Raw genomic sequence first — 17,023 nt, forward strand, 5'->3', positions numbered from 1 at the left:
ACCGTGGTCCCGCTGGTGTTCCGGCCCCGATTCAAGGCCGATTCGGAGCCGAATTCCGGACAGGGAAAGGGCTCTCGAACCAGCCGTTCGAGAGCCCTCGGCGGACCTGGGGTCAAACGGCCCGGTGCTCCCAGCCGCGCGCGGTACGGGTCAGTTCGCGGAAGCCGTGCCGGGTCAGTCCGGCGATCTCCTCGGCCTCGTCCTCGGTGGCGTACGCCAGGATCCGGTCGCAGCCGCTCAGGGTCAGCCACTGGCGGGCCTCGGCGAGGAGCCGGCCGAGGAGTTCGGGGTGCGGGTCCTCGGGGAGTTCGAGATCGGCGATGTCGGCGAGGCCGCCGGAGCGCGCGTGCCGCTCCGGGCGTTCGAGGTTGGTGTCGAGTTCGATGTGGGCGACGGGCTCGCCGTCCAGCCGGGCGGTGAGCCGGGTGCCGAGTTCGCCGAGGGTGCGGTGGAAGGAGAGTCCCGGCAGCGGCGGCTCTCCGGGGGCGGGGAGCGCGGGAAGCTCGTGGAGGGAGGCGATGAGCACCGTCTCGGTGTGGCCGGTGTGGACGAATCCGGCGCGCTCCAGGGTCGCGCGCACATGGGGCCACTGCTCGGGTACGCCGTAGACGCCGGGGGCGGGCAGCTGCCCGTCGGCGAGGCGGGCGCGGACGTGCCAGCGGGTGAGCTGGGCCAGGCAGGCGGACATCAGCTGCTCGGCGGGGTGCTCGGCCCCGGTCCCGCTCCCCGCGTCGGCGTCCGGCCCGGGGAAGTGGACGAACCAGGCGATGTGGCCGGTGTCCCGGTAGTCCTCGCCGACGTCCGGGTCGTTGCGGTAGCGCAGCAGATGGGCGGCGGCGGTGATCTGCCGCTCGTGCTCGGCGACGAGCGTGGTGCGCTCGGCGACCCAGGGGTCGGTGACGTACTCCTCCGGGCAGCGCTCAAGGCTGCTCAGGACGGTGTTGACCGAGACGGTCGCGCCGGGGACGACGGCGGCGGCGTGGGCGTTGACGAGGGTGGTGAGCTGGTCGCGGTCCTCGCGACGAAAAACGCGCACATGGGACATCGCAGGCATGAAAGGGCCTCCGTGAGCAACGGTTGGGGGAGGCCGCCATGAGGTGCGGTACGCGAACGACCATAGCACCACGCCTTCGGAGGTGCTCGCCCGAGGCCGGGCGGGTCAGCGGCCCCGGCTCCAGCGGAACTCGACCTCCGGGAAGCGGGCCGAGGGGCCGCGCAGCAGCGGGGCCGGGCGGTGGGCGAGGAACCGGCCGAAGAAGGCGACGGTGAACGCCCGCACGGCCGCGGTGGCCCGCTCCGGTGCGACGGTCCCCAGGAGCTCTCCCCACAGCGGCTCGGGCCATCTCTCGCGCAGGCCGATGGCCTCGGCGTACCCGGCGAGATCGGTCGCGCTGAGGTGGCCGCCGCCGGCCAGGTGCAGATGGCGGCCCCAGCCCTGCTGGGCGGCCCGCCAGCGGGCCCAGGTCTCGTGGTCGGGCGAGGAGGTGAGCAGCAGGAAGGGGCGGTCCAGGCCCCGGTCGGCGACGGCGGTGCCGAACAGGCCGCCGTCGAGGTCCATTCCCGCGGCGAAACGGGGGTCCTGGCGCATCGCCTCGGCGGCCGCCGCGCCGCCCATCGAGTGGCCGAGGAGGCCGACGCGCCGGGGCGCGAGGCGGCGGGCGGTCAGCTCGTCGGCGACGAATCGCAGGTCGGCGGCGCGCACGGAGGTTTCGATGCGGTCCTGGGCGTCCCAGTCCTCGGGCGCGGACGGCAGACTGCCGCGGATGAGCCGCCCGTCGGGGAAGTGGACGGCGGCGGCGTCATGGGTGTGGTCCACGGCCGCCACCAGATGTCCGTGCGAGGCGAGTTCGACGGCGAGCGAGGTGGTCAGGGCGCGGACGGAGCCACGGCCGTGGCTGAGCAGGATCAGGGTGGGGCGGGCGGGGACCCGCCGCACCGGCCGGACCCCGGTGCGCACCCGCGCGAGGGACCCGGCCGCCACGCCCCACCCGGCCTCCAGGACCGCCGCGGTGGGCGCGTCCGTGTACCCGGCGCGGCCCTGTCCGGGAAGGCCCTGTCCGGGAAGGCCCTGTCCGGCGTGGCGCGCGGTGGGGAACCACAGTTGCACCATCAGTTCGCGCGGCCCGGGACGGGAGGCGAAGGGATCGGTGCGGGCGTGGTCGGTCGCCGGGAAGGAGCGGGTGCCGACCGGGTGCGCGCCGGTGGGCCGGGGCAGCGGCAGCGGGCCACCGGCGGCGCTGCCGGCGGCGGCGTGCGCGGCGGTGCCGGGGAGCGTGGCCGCGGTGGCGGCGACCGCGGCTCCGAGCAGCAGGGAACGACGAGCGAGCACCAGCACCTCCGGGAGTCCCGGGCGCGGGGTGCGCCCGGATCACCGCACACCATAATTGGTCCGGACCAATTATCGGGAGGGTCGGCGGGCACTTGTCGGTGCGTCAACTTCCGTGATGTGCAGCCTCCTTGACGCCGTCACCGCATCGCCGGAATCACCCCGCGCGGGTGAATTCGCCGCCGGCGGGCGGCCGTCAGGTGTGTCCGGTCCGGCATCGGGGCAGGGCTCGGGCAGCCGCCCCCGGTCCCCGTGCACGGTGCCGGGGTGGAGGGCGGCCGGGACGGTGAGTGCACGGGTGACGGAGACCGGACAGAAGGCTGCCGAGGGGGCGCGGATCCACGCGGCCGGGGCGGGACTGCGGCTGCGCGGCGGCAGGGACGTGCTGCGCGGAGTCACCCTTGAGGCGCCGCCGGGGCGGATCACCGCGATCGCAGGCGGCAGCGGCGCGGGCAAGACCCTGCTCCTGGAGACCCTCGCCGGGCTGCGGCGGCCGAGCAGCGGCCTGGTCGGCCACGACGGGGCCGACCCCGCCGACGCCGCCGTGCCCTTCGGGTTCGTACCGCAGGAGGACATCCTGCACCGGGGGCTCGGGCTGCGGCAGAGCCTTCGGTACGCGGCCCGGCTGCGCGGCGCGGACGGCGAGGACGTCGACCGGGTGCTGCGGGAGCTGGGGCTGTGGGGGTGCGCCGGGCAGAGCGTGGGAACCCTCAGCGGCGGGGAGCGCAAACGGGCCGGGATCGCGGTGGAGCTGCTGACCCGGCCCCGGGCGCTGTTCCTGGACGAGCCGACGTCGGGGCTCGACCCGGCGACCGGCGCACGGCTGATGGATCTTCTCGGCCGGCTCGCCGCCTCCGGTGTCACCGTGGTGCTGACCACCCACTCCCCCGCCGATCTGGCCCGCTGCGACCGGATCCTCTTCCTCGCCCCCGACGGCTCCCCCGCCCGCGAGGGAGCCCCCGGCGAGGTGCTCGGGCACTACGGGGCGGCCGACTTCACCGAGGTGTACACGGCGGTCGCCGAGGACCGGGCGATCCGCCCGGTCCCGGAGCCCGCCGGCCCGCCCGCGCCGCTCCCGGCCCGCGCCGCCCGCCGCCCCGGGCCCCGGCCGGGGCCCGGGGCGTTCGCGCAGTGGCTGCTGCTCACCCGGCGCGGCGGCGAGCTGCTGCGCCGCGACCGGCTGTCCGCCGCGATCATGGTGGGTTCGCCGCTGATGATCGTGGCGATGTTCGCGCTGCTGTTTCGGCCGGGGGTCTTCGACCCGGCGCGGCCGGTCCCCTCCTCCACGGCGATGGTGCTGTTCTGGATCGCGTTCGGGGCGTTCTTCTTCGGGCTGGCCTACGGCCTCCTCCAGATCTGCGCCGAGCTGGCGGTGGTGCGCCGGGAGCGGCTCACCACCCTGCGTCTCGGCCCCTATCTCGCCGCCAAGGTCACCCTGCTGCTGCCCGTCCTCGCGATCGCGGACGCCCTGCTGCTGGTGGTGCTGCGGGCCGGGGACCGGCTGCCCGACGCGGGGGCCGGGGTGTACGGATCGCTCTTCGCCACCAGCACCCTGGCGTCGGCGGCCGGGCTGGCGCTGGGGCTGCTCGTCTCGGCCGCCGTCTCGGACCCGGGGCAGGCCGCGCTGGCCCTGCCGCTGCTGTGCTTCCCGCAGGTGCTGTTCTCCGGCGCGTTCGTCCCGGTGCCGCTGATGGCGGCGGCCGGGCAGTGGATCGGCGCGGCGATGACCAACCGGTGGGCGTTCGAGGCGCTGGGCTCCGCCGCCGGTCTGGAGGAGCTGTGGACGCACGGGGCCTCGCCGCTGGGACCGCCGCTGCTCGCCTCGTACGGGGACAGCTTCGCGCACGCCCCCTGGTCGCGCTGGCTGATCCTGGCCGGCTTCACCGTGCTCTTCCTGAGCGCGGCCGGGTGGGTGCTCCACCGCAGGTGCCCCACCCGGTCCCGGCCGCTCGCCGGGGGCACGGGCCGCCGCTGAGGACGGGCCGCCGGGGCTTGACCCGGCGGCCTCCCCCGCGGTCGTCCCTAGCAGCCGTCCCTCGGCGCGAGACCGTGCGGCGACGGTGTCCGGTCCCGGTAGGTCCGCTCCAGGAACCGCAGCAGGGCGTCCACGTCCCCGGTGTTGGAGGGCAGTCCGACCGAGACCCGGATCGCGCCGGCGGACGGGAGTCCGAGCCGGGAGAGATAGTCCTCCATCGTCAGCGCGCCCCGGTCACGGCCGGTGCGGCGCAGTGCCTCCGCGCCGATCCCGAAGGCGGCCTCGCCCGCGCCCGGGTTGCAGAAGCAGCCCGTGCGCAGGGAGATCCCGGCGGCCGAGCTGTCCCGGGCGACGATCCGCTCGTCCACGACGAGGCCGCGCGCGTCGAGGACGTTGAGCGCCACCGTGCCGCCGCGCCGGGCGGTGGTGCGGGGCCCGTACAGCCGGATCAGCGGCCGGCCGTCGCCGTGCCGGAGCCGGGCGAGGCCCGACAGCAGCCGGGCGGTGAGCCGGGCGACATGGTCGTGGACGGCTTCGACGCCGACGGACTCGATCCAGTCGAGTCCGGTGCGGACCTCCGGGATGGCGTGGAAGTCGAGCGTGCCGTCCTCGAACGCCGCCGCTCCTTCGGCGAGCCGGTGCCACCGGCCCAGGGCGCTGACGACCTGGATGGTGCCGCCGGAGAACCAGGGCCGCCGCAGCAGCGCGAGCGAGCTCTTGCGGGCGATCAGACATCCCACCCCGGTGGGGTAGCCGAAGACCTTGTACCAGCTCAGCACGGTGAAGTCGGGTCCCCAGCGGCTCAGCCGGAGCGGGTTGGCGGCGGCGAAGGCGGCGGCGTCGAGCAGGACGTGCCAGCCGCGCTCCCGGGCGCGGGCGATCCACTCGGGTGGATGGCGGACCCCGCTGAAGTTGCTCTGCGCGGGAAAGGCGAACAGCCCCCGGCCGCCGCGCCGCCCGCGCAGCGCGCGTGCCACCTCCTCCTCGTCGACTCTCATCTCCGGTCCCGCGAGCGGGATGTAGGTGGTCGGCGCGCGGCGGGCGCGGGCGAACTCCCGCAGGCCGTTGACGGAGTTGTGGTTGTCGAGGGTGAGCAGCAGCTCGGCCCGGCGGCGGCGGAAGGGATAGCCCTCGCCGACGAGCCGGCAGGCGGCGGTGGCGTTGGCGGTGAAGACGACGGTGTACTCGGCGGGGTCGGCGTCCGCGAAGCGGAGCACCCGCTCCCGGGCCTCGTCCACGAGGGCCGTGGTGGGTGTGGAGGCCGGGCTGTCGGTGTGGGGGTTGCCGAAGACGCCGCCGGTGAGGCGCTCGCTCTGGGCGCGCAGCTGCCGGCGGGCGGGCAGCCCGGCGCCGGTGTGGTCGAGGTATATGTGGCGGGTCTCGTCCAGATAGCCGTACTCCACGGCTCGTATGTGCGCGAATCCGTCCCGGTCGCCGGTGCCTGCGGGCTGGTCCCACGGCAGATGTCGGCTGTCGGTCTCGGTGATGTTCTCGGTCATTCCGTCCCCTGTCCGGCTCCCCCGGTTCCCAGGATGCGGCCGGGCACGGCACCGCTGCAAGAACGCCGTGACACCTGACACCCATGGACCGGACCGTTGGATTCCACGGCGCGGGGCCGGGGTCTCACGCGCTCCCCGGCGCGCGCCGGGGGCGGGAACGGGGTGAGGATGGCCTTCGGCGGAGAGGTGCCCAGGGAGGTCCGGTGGAGCAGACCATGAGAGCCGTCGTCCTGTCGGAGCCGGGGCCGCCGGAGAGGCTGGAGCTGCGGGTGCTGCCGGTGCCCGAGCCGGGGCCGGGGTGGGTGCGGATCAAGGTGGAGGCGTTCGGGCTCAACCGTTCGGAGCTTCACACCCGGCTCGGTCTGGCCGAGGGCGTCACCCTTCCGAGGGTGCTGGGCATCGAGGCGGCCGGAACCGTGGACAGCGACCCGGACGGGGTACTGCCCCGGGGGCGGCAGGTCGTCGCGATGATGGGCGGGATGGGGCGTACCTACGACGGCGGGTACGCCGAGTACACGGTCGTGCCGCGCTCGCAGGTGATCCCCTTCTCGTCCGCACTGCCCTGGGAGACGCTGGGGGCGCTGCCGGAGACCCTTCAGACCGCCCACGGTTCGCTGACCACCGGGCTGGACCTGGCGGCGGGCCAGACGCTGCTGATCCGGGGCGGGACCTCCGCGCTGGGGCTGGCCGCCGCCGCCCTCGCCGGGGATCTCGGCGCGACGGTGCTGGCGACCACCCGCTCCGCGGAGCGCACCGCGGCGCTCGCCGCCCACGGGGTCGACCATCCGCTGGTGGACGACGGCGCGATCGCCGCGAAGGTCCGGGAGATCGTCCCGGCGGGGGTGGACGCGGCGCTGGAGCTGGTGGGGACGCCGACCCTGCCGGACACCCTGGCGGCGACCCGGGTGCACGGCACGGTCTGCTTCACCGGGATGCTCTCCAACCAGTGGATCGTCCACGACTTCTACCCGATCGGGTATCTGCCCAGCGGGGTGCGGCTGACCGCGTACGCCGGGGAGGCCGCCGATCTGCCCGCCGGGGTTCTCCAGCGCACGCTGGACCGCGTCGCCGCCGGGGAGCTGTCCCTGGGTCCGGTCCATGTGTACGGGCTGGACGGGATCAGGGACGCCCACCGGGATCTGGAGGAGGGGCGGAGGGCCGGGAAGCTCGTCGTACGTCTGTGAGTCCGCCCGTCCGGCCCCCCGAGGTACGTGGTGTCAGCCGGCCCGGCGGGCCTCGACCACCATCGGGACATGGTCGGGGTGGGCCATCGCGGAGGCCGCCTCACGGGTGATGTGGCCGTCGACCGGGCGCAGTCGCCAGCGGGCGAGGATCGTCGCCAGGGCTATGGTGGCCTCGGTCCAGGCGAAGGCGTCGCCGATGCATTTGCGGTTGCCCGCGCCGAAGGGGACGAACGCCTCGCGCGGGACGGCGGCGCGCCGTTCGGGAAGCCAGCGGTCGGGGTCAAAGCGTTCCGGGTCGGTGTAGAGGGCCGGGTCCCGGTGGACGGCGTAGAGGCTGAAGGCGATCTCGGTTCCGGCGGGGACGCGGAAGCCGCCGAGTTCGACGGCGTCGGTGGTGCGGCGCATCAGGAGGGTGACGCCGTGCAGCCGGATCGCCTCGTCCAGCACCCGGCGGACGGCCGTCAGCCGGGGCACGTCCTCCAGGGTCACCGGCCGCTCCCCCACCACCTCGTCGATCTCGGCGAGCACCTGGCGTTCGGCCTCGGGGTGGCGGGCCAGTTCGTGGAAGGCCCAGCTGAGTGTGGAGGCGGTGGTCTCGGTGCCGGCGAAGAGGATGGTGACGAGTTCGTCGCCGACCTCCTCGTCCGTCAGCCCGGCCCCGGTCTCCTCGTCCCGCGCGTCGAGGAGCAGCGAGACCAGATCGTGGCGTCCGCTCCAGCCCTCCCGGCGGGTGGCGGCCACCACCTCGTCGATGATGCCCCGCATGCTCTTCCTGGCGCGGTCGAAGTCCCGGTTCGGGCGGATCGGCAGGATGTCGAGGAAGCGCGGCGAGGCCGCCCGTACCAGCACGTTCTTGAGGATGACGGGCAGATCCCGGCGTACCGCCTCGATGGCGGGCCGGCCGAGGTCGCCGGAGAACATCGTCTCGCTCAGGGTGGCGATGGTGTAGTCGCTCATGACGCGTTCGACGGCGATGCGCCGGCCGTCGGTCCAGGATTCGGCGAGGGCGAGCGCGTGACGGCTCATGACCTCGGTGTATCCGGCGATCCGGGACCGGTGGAACATCGGCTGGATGAGCCGGCGGTGGGTGCGGTGCTGCTCGCCGTTGGCGTTGGCGAGGCCGTTGCCGAAGATCGGGCGGACCCGGTCGTAGAGCCGGCCCTTCTCGAAGGAGCGGGCCTGGGCGACGGTGATCTGGTGGATCAGTTCGGCGGTGGTGGCGAAGTACACGGGCATCGTGCCGAGATCGACGCGGACCAGTGGGCCCGTTCTCCGCAGCGAGGCGAGAAAGCCGAGCGGATCGCGCCCGAGCCCGAGGGTGTGGCCGAGGAACGGCAGCGCACCGGGCGCCCGGGGGATCTGTAGCAAGCCAGCGGACAACTCGCGTACTCCTCTTCTGGTTCTTCTGGTTCTTCTGGTTCTTCCGCGTCGGCCCGTCCGCCCGGTCAACAGCGTTGTTCCCAGGGCGCGTTCGGCGTTCCGTACGGACGGTGACTGATCGAATACGCGGCATCGTACCCATGGGGCACGGCCGTTCCCGGGGTCACACGTTCCCCTCACGTCACCGTCACCGAAGGCCCAAACGCCGCGCGCCGGCGAGAGTGGATCTCTCACCGGCGCGCTGTGGACCGTGGGGGTACGGGGCGTACGAGGGGGTACGGGGTGGGCTCAGCCGCGGAGCGACTTCCACCAGGAGCGCCGCTCGGGCGGCGGAGCGGGCCGCTCGGCCGGGGCGAGGTCGGCGGCGGAGCGCGGAGTACGGTCTTCCGCCCGGGGGGCGGCCAACGTGCGCACCGGTTCGAACCGTACGGGGAGGGACTCCACGCGCTCGGTCAGCCAGGCGGCGCTGGTCTCCAGCTCGGCGTCGGAGACCGCGAGTTCGAGACCGGGGAGCATGGTCAGCAGGGTGTCGATGCCGGTTTCGGCGATGGCGCGGCCGATGTCCTGCCCCGGGCACTCGTGCGGGCCGCTGCTGAAGGACAGGTGCGAGCGGTTGCCGTGGACGGGGGCGGAGAGGTCGGGGCGGATGTCGGGGTCGGTGTTGCCCGCGGCGAGGCCGAGCATCAGCAGATCGCCCGCCTTGATCCGGCGGCCACCGAGCACGGTGTCGCCGACGGCCCAGCGGCCGGGGATCGTGGAGAGCGGCGGGGCGTCCCAGAGCACCTGTTCCAGCGCGTCGGGCAGGGTCATCTGGCCGCCGGAGAGGCTTGCGCGGAAGCGCCGGTCGGTGAGGACGAGCCGCAGGGTGTTGGCGATCAGGTTGACCGTCGTCTCGTTGGCGGCGACGAGCACGAGCCGCAGATGCTCGACGACCTCGTTCTCGGTGAGGTCGGACTCGTGGCCGATCAGCCGGCTGGCGAGGTCGCGCCCCGGCCGTACCCCCTTGCGCCGGACCAGGGAGCGGAGGGTGTCGACCACGAACTCGTTGCTGACGAGGGCGGTCTCCGTGCCCTTCATCAGGTCGAGGGAGGCGTCGACCAGCCGGGGTCCGTTCTCCTCGGGCATGCCCAGCAGCTGGGTCATCACCAGCATGGGCAGCTTCTCGGCGTACTCCGGGATCAGATCGGCGCCGCCCCTCTCGGCGAAGGCGGCGACCAGCTGGCGGGTGTGGCGGGTGACATGGCGGCGCACCCCGTGACGGTTGAACTGGGCGAGCCCGTCGGTGACGGCGCGGCGGAGCCTGGCGTGCTCGTCGCCGTCGGTGAAGACGCAGAGCGGCTTCCACTGGAGCATCGGCATCAGCGGGGAGTCGGCGGCGACCCGGTCCTCCCGGAACATCGTCCAGAGCCGGGAGTCACGGGTGTACAGCGAGGGCGTGCGCATGACTTCGAGGTTCTCCCGGTGGCCGAGGACCAGCCAGGCGGGCAGATCGCCGTGGATGAGCACCGGCGCGACCGGGCCGTACTCCCGGCGGAGCATCTCGTACAGCGCCCGGGGGTCGTTCTCCGCGACCGGCCCGTAGAGCCTGTGCAGTCCGTCGGGGCCCATGTTGTGCGCGGGGCAGCCGGGCGGCGGCACAGGGGCGGAAGCGTCGCGGTGGACATCTGGGCGCGGGGTGGTCACAGGGCCTCCGAAGCCATGGTGAGGAGCGCGCCGCGCGGGCGGACACGGTCGCGGAGATCCCGGCGGGGCGCTCACTGACGTCTCTTGCGGCAGGGACCACCGAGCCGCGGTCCCTGCCGCGGTCATACAAGATCCTTGAGCCGCTGGCAGCATATCCCTGTTCCGGCACGGCCCGACAAGCCGTCAGTCCACCGCGGCCGGGCGCCGCTTCCCCGCCTCCCCCGCCCCGGGGCTGCCGCACACTGGTGTCATGAAGGATCAGGCGACGCATGATCTCCTCGACCGGTTCACCCACGGGATCGTGGAGCTGCTGGGGCCGGTCTCGGTGTGGGCCCACGGCTCGCTGGGCGGTGGCGGCTATCTCCAGGGCCGCAGCGATCTCGATCTCATCGCGGTGCTCGCCCGGCCCGTCCCGGTGGCGGAGAGAGGGCGGCTGGCCGCCTTCCACCGGCGGCTGGAGCGGGAGGAGCCGCTCGCCGCGAAGCTGCACTGCGGCTATCTCCCGGCGGGCCGGACGGCGGATCCGGCCCGCCGCCATCTCGCCTGGGCCCACCGGGAGCTGTACCGCCGGCCCGTCACCGAGGTGACCCGCTGCGAGCTGCACCGCTTCGGGGTGGTGCTGCACGGCCGGCCGCCCGCCGAAGTGCTGCCGCCGGTGAGCGAGGAGATGCTCGTGGACTTCGTCGTCCGGGATCTGCGGTGCTACTGGCAACCCCTGGTGCGGAAGCGGAAGCTGTGGCGACAGGATGTCTGGGTCGATCTGGGCATGCTGACCCTGGCGCGGGCCTCGGTGACGATCCGGACGGGTGCGCTGATCTCCAAGGCCGAGGCGCTCGATGTCCTTCGCGCCGATCCGGCCGCGCCCGCCGAGGTGGTCGAGGACATCCGGCGGCGGCGGAGCGGCGAGGAGGGGGTGGTCCCGCCCGGGTGGATCGAGCGCAGGGCCGGGCTGACGGCCGCCTTTCTGGGGCCTGCCATCGACCGGGTCGCCGGGAGCGCTCGGCGCTGATCGCAGCGGTCGCCCGGCCCGGCTGCTCAGCGGTTCGGGGCTGTGGCGGCTCAGCCGCGAGGTGGTGCGGTCGCGGCCGGGGGGCGGTCGGGTTCGGGGGCGGTGCCGGAGCCGGTCGGGGCGGAGTTGAGCACCCAGAGTCCGGCGAGTACGGCGAGGGCGAAGACGACGGCGACCAGGAGGGCGAGAACCAGCCGCCGGCGGCGTTCGCGCCGCCGCCACTGGACGCGCGCGGTGCGGTAGGCGTCGGGCGCGGGGTGCACCTGCCCGGCCAGGGCCGTCATCGCCTCGGCCAGCCGGCGTTCGGTGTCGGGGCCGGTCATCGGCGGTTCTCCAGCACCTGGGTCAGTGCCGCGATGCCGCGCGCGGTGTGGGTTTTGACCGATCCGGAGGAGATTCCCATGGCGGTGGCGATCTCGCCTTCCTTGAGGCCCATCCAGTGGCGCAGGACGAGTGCCTCGCGCTGTCTGGGGGGCAGTTGCCGAAGGGCGTTGATGAGCGCCCGCTGATCGTCGTGGAGCAGTGCGGTGGACTCGGCGGACACGGCCCATTCGACGGGCGGGGGCTCGGCGTGTTTGCGGACGATCTGGAGGTGGCGTATCCGCATCCGGGTGAGGTTGCAGACGACCGAGCGCAGATACGACTCGGCACGGTCGGCGTCGCGCAGTTTCCGCCATTTGCGGTAGATCTCGTAGTAGGCCTCGGCGACGATGTTCTCCGGGTCGTCGGCACCGAGCAGGGCGGCGAGCCGGAGCATCGAGGTGTAGTGACGCTCGAAGAGACGCGCGAGCGCCGTCTCCCGTTCCTGTTCGACGGGATCGGCCGGGTCAACAGGGTCGGCGGGGTCGGCGGGGTCGGCGAGCGCTTCGGCGGCCCGCGACGGCGGCGGGAAGAGCGTGCGGGTGGCGCGTGGTGTCCGTCTCATGGGGAGCTGGTTCCCGTCTGGGGCCGGGGCCGGTGGTCGGTTCGCCGGGCGAGCGAGGTGGTGTCGGGGCCGGTGGGCACACCCCGCCGGCGCAGCAGCGCGGTGCCCGCCACGGCGACGCCCGCGTTGAGCAGAAGCGCGGCGAGCCCCGCGTAGATCTCCGCGGTGTGCCCGCCGAAGCCCAGCGGGACGACCGGCGAGAAGCCCCGCCGGACGACCATGACCGTACCGAGGAGCATGCCCGCCGCCCACCCCGCGAGCAGCGCCCGGTGGTGCAGTCGGCGAGTGTAGAGGCCGATCGCGACGGCGGGGAATATCTGGAGGATCCATACGCCGCCGAGCAGCTGGAGATTGATCGCGGCCTGGTCGCGCAGCCCGAGGACGAAGGCGATCGCGCCCGCCTTCGCGGTGAGGGAGACGGCCCTGGCTATGCGCACCTGCCGTTTGGGGGTGGCGGTGGGGTGGACGTACTCCACATACACGTTCCGTACGAAGGAGGTCGCCGCCGCCACCGACATCACCGCCGCCGGGACCAGGGCTCCCACCGTGATCGCGCCGAGCACCAGCCCGGTGAGGGGGGCCGGTGCCAGCCGGTCCACCAGCATCGGCACGGCGGACTCGGAGCCGGGGCCGGGCGCGCGCACTCCGGCGGCGACGGCGGCGATCCCCAGCAGGCCGAAGAGGGCGAGCACCGCCGTCCAGGCGGGCAGGCCCACACAGACCCGGCGCAGGGTGGCGGGCCCCCGGGCGGCGAAGGCGGCGGTGAGCACATGCGGGTACATCAGCAGGGCGAGCGCGGAGCCCAGCGCGAGGGTGGCGAAGGCGAGCCGCTGGTCGTCGGCGAGGAGGAGGGAGGCCTGCGGGCCGCCCCGGTCGCCGAGCCGGGCCGCCGCCGCGGCGAAGACCGCGCCGGGGTCGCCGAAGCGGTCGAGGACGAGCAGGCCGACGGCGAGCGCGGAGCCGAAGACGGCGACGGCCTTGAGCGCGGAGATGAGGGCGGGGGCGCGCAGTCCGTGCCGGTAGGTGGCGACGGCGAGGCCCGCGAAGAGGACCGCCATCGCGAGGTCCCCGAGGAGCGCCTGCGAGGCGTCGAGGCCGCTCGCGGCGAGCACGGCCCGGATGCCGAGGAGTTGGAGCGCCAGATAGGGCATGGTGGCGAGGATGCCGGTGAGCGCCACGGCCAGGGCCAGCGGCGGCGAGCCGTAGCGGGCGCGGACGAAGTCGGCGACGGTGATGTGGCCGCCGGCGCGGGCCACCGACCAGAGCCTGGGCAGCAGGACGAAGGCGAGCGGGCAGACGATGACCGTGTAGGGGACGGCGAAGAAGGCGGGCGCGCCGTTGCCGTACGCGAGCGCGGGGACGGCGGTGAAGGTGTACGCGGTGAACATCGTGCCGCCGAGCAGCAGCCAGGTCCAGCCGGTGCCCAGGCTCCGGTCGGCGAGTGCCCAGCCCTCCAGCGCGGGGAGTCTGTCCCTGGTGTTCAGCCGCCGGGCGCGGGCGGCCAGCAGGGAGGCCGCGCCGACGACGGCGAGGAACGCCGCGACGGCGGCTCCTTCGGTCATGGTCACCGTCCGTGCTGCGGGCTGTGAGCTGGGATGCGTCTCCGCGGGGAAGGGTCAGGGCGCGGGCGCGGAAATCTCCCGCCCCCGTGTGTCAACCAAACCGTGGAGATCGGCAACTCTTCCACAGACCGTCCGGAATCAGGGACCGGGATGGGACGACTTGGGAGGAATCCATGAGAGGGGACGGCCGCCGTGCGGGGTCCGGCGGAGCGGGGAGGCTCCGCCGGGGCGCGGCCGGGGTCTGTCTTCTCGCGCCGGTCGTGGCGCTGTTGTGGGTGCCGGGGTACGCGCGGGAGGAGCCCCGGCTGGCGGGGGTGCCGTTCTTCTACTGGTACCAGCTCGCCTGGGTACCCCTCTGCGCTCTCGGCCTGCTCGCCGCGTATCTGCTGACGCGGCGGGCCGCCGGGCCGGGGCCGCCGCCCGCGCCGGATCCCTGAGCCGCCACCGACCCCGGTCCCGGTTCCCGTCCCGGTCCGAACCGTCCGTCACCAGCCGTCCGTCGTCTGCCGTCTGCCGTCTTTCTGAGGAGCCAGTGTGTCCCGGTCATCCACGCCCCTGTCGCGGGCCAATCCGAAAACGATTCTCGTGTGGACTGCGGTCGCCATCGTCGGCGCGGTCTGCTGGGGAGTGCTGGCGCTCGCCCGGGGCGAGGAGATCTCGGCCGTCTGGCTGGTCGGCGCGGCGCTGGGCTCGTACGCCATCGCCTACCGCTTCTACTCCCGTTTCATCGCCAGGCGGGTGCTGCGGCCCGACGACACCCGGGCGACGCCGGCCGAGCGGCTGGAGGACGGCGTCGACTATCAGCCCACCGACCGGCGGGTGCTGCTGGGCCATCACTTCGCGGCCATCGCGGGGGCCGGCCCCCTGGTGGGTCCGGTGCTGGCGGTGCAGATGGGATATCTGCCGGGCACGATCTGGATCGTCTTCGGAGTGATCTTCGCCGGTGCCGTCCAGGACATGGTGGTGCTGTTCCTGTCGATGCGCCGGGACGGCAAGAGCCTGGGGCAGATGGCCCGTGAGGAGATCGGCAAGGTCGGCGGGGCGGCGGCGCTGATCGCCGTCTTCATCATCATGATCATCCTGCTGGCGGTGCTGGCACTGGTCGTGGTCAGCGCCCTGGCGCACTCGCCCTGGGGCACCTTCTCGGTGGCGATGACCATTCCGATCGCCCTGTTCATGGGCTTCTATCTCCATGTGTTCCGCCCGGGGCGGGTGCTGGAGACCAGTCTGATCGGTGTCGTGCTGCTGCTGCTGGCGATCGTGGGCGGCGGCTGGATCGAGAACTCCTCGCTGGCGGACACCTTCACCCTCAGCCCGACCACCCTGGTCTTCTCGCTCGTGGGGTACGGATTCGTCGCCTCGGTGCTGCCCGTGTGGATGCTGCTCGCGCCGCGCGACTATCTCTCCACCTTCATGAAGATCGGCACCATCGCGCTGCTGGCGCTCGGCGTGCTGTTCGCCGCGCCCATGCTCCAGGCGGACGCCATCACCTCCTTCGCCTCCTCGGGCCAGGGCCCGGTCTTCGCGGGGTCGCTCTTCCCCTTCCTGTTCATCACCATCGCCTGCGGCGCGCTCTCCGGCTTCCACGCCCTGGTCTCCTCCGGCACCACGCCGAAGCTGATCGAGAAGGAGTCCCAGGTCCGGATGATCGGCTACGGGGCGATGCTCATGGAGTCGTTCGTCGCCGTGATGGCGCTGATCGCCGCCTCCGTGCTCGACCCCGGTCTGTACTACGCGATGAACGCCCCGGCCGGACTCCTGGGCTCCAGCGTGGAGTCCGCCTCCGCCGCCGTCGCCAATCTCGGCTTCACCATCTCGCCCGAGGAGCTGACGGCGGCGGCCAAGGCGGTGGAGGAGTCCACCCTGGTCGCCCGTACCGGCGGAGCGCCGACGCTGGCGGTCGGCATGTCGCAGATCTTCTCGGACGTCATCGGCGGCGAGGGGATGAAGGCGTTCTGGTACCACTTCGCCATCATGTTCGAGGCTCTGTTCATTCTGACGACCGTCGACGCCGGAACCCGGGTGGGACGGTTCATGCTCCAGGACATGCTGGGCAATGTGTGGAAGCCGCTCGGCCGGGTCAACTGGAAGCCGGGCATCTGGCTGGCGAGCGCGCTGGTGGTGGCCGGCTGGGGGTACTTCCTGTACGCCGGGGCCACCGACCCGCTCGGCGGGATCAACCAGCTGTTCCCGCTCTTCGGCATCGCCAACCAGCTGCTGGCGGCGATCGCGCTGACCGTGGCCACCACCCTGCTCATCAAGACGGGACGGTTCCGCTGGGCCTGGGTGACCGGGCTGCCGCTCGCCTTCGTCGTCTCCGTCACCTTCACCGCCAGCTGGCAGAAGGTCTTCTCGCCCGACCCCCGCGTCGGCTTCTTCGCCCAGCGGGAGAAGTTCGCCGACGCCATCGACGCGGGCAAGGTGCTGTCGCCCGCCAAGAGCATGGACGACATGCACACCATCGTCACCAACTCCACCGTGGACGGCGTGCTGATCATTCTCTTCGTGGTGCTGGTGGCCACGGTCATCGTCAACGCCGCCGTGGTCTGTGTGCGCGCCAGGCTCTCCCCGACGCCGCCGACGAGCAGCGAGGCCCCCTATGTGGCCTCCAAGCTGGATGTGTCGAAGGCGTCGGAGCCGCTGGCCGGGGTGCGCGAGTGAGCGCCGCGCCCGCCTCCTGGGCGGCGGCGCTGCGCCGGGGGCTGCGCGCGGTCCACTGGTATCTGCGCGAACTCACCGGCGAGAGCGCCTACGACCGGCACTGCGAACGGCACCGGCGGGAGCACCCCGGGGTGCGTCCGCCGACGCCGCGCGAGTTCCAGCGGCTGCGGACGGACCGCGAGGAGCGGCGCACCCGGGCCCGCTGCTGCTGAGCCCGGCCCCTCATGACGGTGCGCCCGCCCCCTCGCGGAGGGAGCGGGCGCACCGTCGTCACCGGCGGCCGGTCAGCACACCTTGTAGTCGACCTTGGTCGAGTTGTACGAGCAGGTGTCGACCTTGGAGCCCGAGGCCTTCTTCAGGGTGGCGGTGTCCTTGTCGTTGTTCCAGACATAGGCGCGCCGGCCCTGGTACCGGGTGGAGCCGGTGTTCTTCCCCTTGCCGGTGCGTATCGTCACCGTCTTGCCCTTGCCCAGGGTGTAGGAGCCGAAGACGTACTTGTGGTTCGCCTTGTCGCTGAGCACCCAGCCCTTGAGGCTGACGGCCGACTTGGTGGTGTTGCGGATCTGTACGTACTCGCCGTTCAGGCTGGAGTTGCTGCGGTTGTCCTTGCCCGGGCTGTCGTAGTAGATCTTGTACAGGTGGACCGAGCCCTTGGCGGCCTGGGCGGGCGAGGGCAGCAGGACGAGCCCTCCGAAACACGCCGCGACGGCGGCAGCGGCGATGGAACGTGTGTGACGCATGAGCACCCTTCACATCGAAGGCCGGGCACCCCCCAATGTCGGGCCCGGCTCAGAGGCTCAGCGTATGCCCAAACCATAT

The 17,023-nt window shown here is 73.2% G+C and carries 15 protein-coding genes; 6 read left to right on the forward strand and 9 right to left on the reverse strand.

What is annotated here, in order from left to right; all coding sequences use genetic code 11:
* Positions 1 to 112: 112 nt before the first annotated feature.
* Together ABD371_RS19470 and ABD371_RS19475 are read right to left on the reverse strand one after the other, a co-directional pair.
* On the reverse strand, positions 113 to 1,054 hold the full coding sequence (locus tag ABD371_RS19470; protein WP_344478665.1) for a GNAT family N-acetyltransferase: 942 nt from the start codon (positions 1,052 to 1,054) through the stop codon (positions 113 to 115).
* A gap of 105 nt (positions 1,055 to 1,159) precedes the next feature.
* Complete coding sequence (locus tag ABD371_RS19475) at positions 1,160 to 2,329, reverse strand: alpha/beta hydrolase family protein (RefSeq protein ID WP_344478666.1); 1,170 nt, start codon at positions 2,327 to 2,329, stop codon at positions 1,160 to 1,162.
* Between the two features lie 295 nt (positions 2,330 to 2,624).
* Between ABD371_RS19475 and ABD371_RS19480 the strand changes: the two genes are divergently transcribed.
* Positions 2,625 to 4,301: an ATP-binding cassette domain-containing protein gene (locus ABD371_RS19480; protein WP_344478667.1), complete on the forward strand. Its 1,677-nt coding sequence runs from the start codon at positions 2,625 to 2,627 to the stop codon at positions 4,299 to 4,301.
* Between the two features lie 47 nt (positions 4,302 to 4,348).
* On the opposite strand, the gene ABD371_RS19485 is transcribed toward ABD371_RS19480, so the two are convergent.
* Positions 4,349 to 5,800 (reverse strand): aminotransferase class V-fold PLP-dependent enzyme, encoded by a 1,452-nt coding sequence (locus ABD371_RS19485; protein ID WP_344478668.1) that lies wholly within the window; start codon positions 5,798 to 5,800, stop codon positions 4,349 to 4,351.
* Between the two features lie 215 nt (positions 5,801 to 6,015).
* On the opposite strand from ABD371_RS19485, the gene ABD371_RS19490 reads away from it, so the two are divergent.
* Positions 6,016 to 6,984: a zinc-binding dehydrogenase gene (locus ABD371_RS19490; RefSeq protein WP_344478800.1), complete on the forward strand. Its 969-nt coding sequence runs from the start codon at positions 6,016 to 6,018 to the stop codon at positions 6,982 to 6,984.
* 33 nt (positions 6,985 to 7,017) lie between these two features.
* Here the strand turns inward: ABD371_RS19490 and ABD371_RS19495 are convergent, their stop codons facing one another.
* Positions 7,018 to 8,364 (reverse strand): cytochrome P450, encoded by a 1,347-nt coding sequence (locus ABD371_RS19495; RefSeq protein ID WP_344478670.1) that lies wholly within the window; start codon positions 8,362 to 8,364, stop codon positions 7,018 to 7,020.
* 288 nt (positions 8,365 to 8,652) lie between these two features.
* Positions 8,653 to 10,047, reverse strand: a complete 1,395-nt coding sequence (locus tag ABD371_RS19500) for a cytochrome P450 (protein ID WP_344478673.1) — start codon at positions 10,045 to 10,047, stop codon at positions 8,653 to 8,655.
* 250 nt (positions 10,048 to 10,297) lie between these two features.
* Here ABD371_RS19500 and ABD371_RS19505 point away from each other — a divergent pair, with 250 nt between their 5' ends.
* Positions 10,298 to 11,056, forward strand: coding sequence for a DUF4111 domain-containing protein (locus tag ABD371_RS19505; RefSeq protein WP_344478675.1), 759 nt, complete (start codon positions 10,298 to 10,300; stop codon positions 11,054 to 11,056).
* A 50-nt stretch (positions 11,057 to 11,106) separates the two neighbouring features.
* On the opposite strand, the gene ABD371_RS19510 is transcribed toward ABD371_RS19505, so the two are convergent.
* From ABD371_RS19510 to ABD371_RS19520, 3 genes are read right to left on the reverse strand one after another with little or no spacing between them, the layout of a single operon-like run.
* A complete protein-coding gene (locus ABD371_RS19510) occupies positions 11,107 to 11,379 on the reverse strand; it encodes a hypothetical protein (protein WP_344478677.1) in 273 nt (90 codons plus the stop codon).
* Positions 11,376 to 11,981 carry a sigma-70 family RNA polymerase sigma factor gene (locus ABD371_RS19515; RefSeq protein WP_344478679.1) on the reverse strand — a complete coding sequence of 202 codons (606 nt, stop codon included), beginning with the start codon at positions 11,979 to 11,981 and terminating at the stop codon, positions 11,376 to 11,378. The genes ABD371_RS19510 and ABD371_RS19515 overlap by 4 nt, the downstream gene beginning before the upstream one ends.
* Positions 11,978 to 13,543 (reverse strand): sodium:solute symporter family protein, encoded by a 1,566-nt coding sequence (locus ABD371_RS19520; RefSeq protein ID WP_344478681.1) that lies wholly within the window; start codon positions 13,541 to 13,543, stop codon positions 11,978 to 11,980. The genes ABD371_RS19515 and ABD371_RS19520 overlap by 4 nt, the downstream gene beginning before the upstream one ends.
* A 173-nt stretch (positions 13,544 to 13,716) precedes the next feature.
* Here ABD371_RS19520 and ABD371_RS19525 point away from each other — a divergent pair, with 173 nt between their 5' ends.
* From ABD371_RS19525 to ABD371_RS19535, 3 genes are all read left to right on the forward strand, one after another.
* Positions 13,717 to 13,980, forward strand: coding sequence for a DUF3311 domain-containing protein (locus ABD371_RS19525; protein ID WP_344478683.1), 264 nt, complete (start codon positions 13,717 to 13,719; stop codon positions 13,978 to 13,980).
* 97 nt (positions 13,981 to 14,077) lie between these two features.
* Entirely contained in the window at positions 14,078 to 16,204 is a 2,127-nt protein-coding gene (locus tag ABD371_RS19530) for a carbon starvation CstA family protein (RefSeq protein ID WP_344478686.1), read from the forward strand.
* The gene (locus ABD371_RS19535; protein ID WP_344478688.1) at positions 16,201 to 16,416 is read left to right on the forward strand and encodes a YbdD/YjiX family protein; all 216 of its coding nucleotides are present in this window, start codon (positions 16,201 to 16,203) and stop codon (positions 16,414 to 16,416) included. The genes ABD371_RS19530 and ABD371_RS19535 overlap by 4 nt, the downstream gene beginning before the upstream one ends.
* A gap of 72 nt (positions 16,417 to 16,488) precedes the next feature.
* Here the strand turns inward: ABD371_RS19535 and ABD371_RS19540 are convergent, their stop codons facing one another.
* The gene (locus ABD371_RS19540; RefSeq protein WP_344478690.1) at positions 16,489 to 16,944 is read right to left on the reverse strand and encodes a lamin tail domain-containing protein; all 456 of its coding nucleotides are present in this window, start codon (positions 16,942 to 16,944) and stop codon (positions 16,489 to 16,491) included.
* Between the last annotated feature and the right edge of the window lie 79 nt (positions 16,945 to 17,023).

Source organism: Streptomyces amakusaensis, assembly GCF_039532665.1.
GTDB classification, from domain to species: Bacteria; Actinomycetota; Actinomycetes; order Streptomycetales; family Streptomycetaceae; genus Streptomyces; species Streptomyces amakusaensis.

What these genes read in the sequence shown, in the direction of transcription:
- ABD371_RS19470 (WP_344478665.1), bottom strand. Translation starts at nt 1,054, where the DNA reads ATGCCTGCGATGTCCCATGTGCGCGTTTTTCGTCGCGAGGACCGCGAC.
- ABD371_RS19485 (WP_344478668.1), bottom strand. Translation starts at nt 5,800, where the DNA reads ATGACCGAGAACATCACCGAGACCGACAGCCGACATCTGCCGTGGGAC.
- ABD371_RS19490 (WP_344478800.1), top strand. Translation starts at nt 6,016, where the DNA reads ATGAGAGCCGTCGTCCTGTCGGAGCCGGGGCCGCCGGAGAGGCTGGAG.
- ABD371_RS19505 (WP_344478675.1), top strand. Translation starts at nt 10,298, where the DNA reads ATGAAGGATCAGGCGACGCATGATCTCCTCGACCGGTTCACCCACGGG.
- ABD371_RS19510 (WP_344478677.1), bottom strand. Translation starts at nt 11,379, where the DNA reads ATGACCGGCCCCGACACCGAACGCCGGCTGGCCGAGGCGATGACGGCC.
- ABD371_RS19515 (WP_344478679.1), bottom strand. Translation starts at nt 11,981, where the DNA reads ATGAGACGGACACCACGCGCCACCCGCACGCTCTTCCCGCCGCCGTCG.
- ABD371_RS19520 (WP_344478681.1), bottom strand. Translation starts at nt 13,543, where the DNA reads ATGACCGAAGGAGCCGCCGTCGCGGCGTTCCTCGCCGTCGTCGGCGCG.
- ABD371_RS19525 (WP_344478683.1), top strand. Translation starts at nt 13,717, where the DNA reads ATGAGAGGGGACGGCCGCCGTGCGGGGTCCGGCGGAGCGGGGAGGCTC.
- ABD371_RS19540 (WP_344478690.1), bottom strand. Translation starts at nt 16,944, where the DNA reads ATGCGTCACACACGTTCCATCGCCGCTGCCGCCGTCGCGGCGTGTTTC.